Below are 367 nucleotides of genomic sequence, written 5' to 3'. Positions count from 1 at the left end.
ACAGACACCCGCAAATCACCTTATGAAAACCTAAGTTTATTCGCGAGGCCAGTTAATTGAAAAGAGACAAATCTTTATTCGAGTTAGATACCTTCTACATCAACGACTTTAATGTAGATAATATTTTGACAAACATCTTGGTTGCCCATAAAGACCAGAAGATCCGTCACAATGCCCCTATCATCATCGACGTATCAAACGTGCTTGATCCTACACCGGCATTTAACGTTCTATCACTCAAGATCCAATTGAAGAAACACAGCATTCTACTCGCTGCTATTACCGGAACTAACGATATCGGGCTGATTGGTCGCGCCATCAAAAGCGGCGTTAGCTTCATTCCTAAAGCGCCTACCGATCATTAAGC

1 protein-coding gene is annotated in these 367 nt (G+C 42.0%); it reads left to right on the top strand.

The genetic code is table 11. The features are described from left to right. The first annotated feature begins 56 nt into the window (after nt 1-56). Nucleotides 57-365 (top strand): hypothetical protein, encoded by a 309-nt coding sequence (locus tag AB4585_RS27410; protein ID WP_065211333.1) that lies wholly within the window; start codon nt 57-59, stop codon nt 363-365. The last annotated feature ends 2 nt before the right edge of the window (nt 366-367 follow it).

The sequence above is a fragment of the Vibrio sp. 10N.222.49.C9 genome (assembly GCF_041474985.1).
Taxonomy (GTDB): Bacteria; Pseudomonadota; Gammaproteobacteria; order Enterobacterales; family Vibrionaceae; genus Vibrio; species Vibrio crassostreae_C.
Note: the sequence above shows the minus strand (reverse complement) of the source record. Positions and strands in the feature narration are given on the sequence as shown.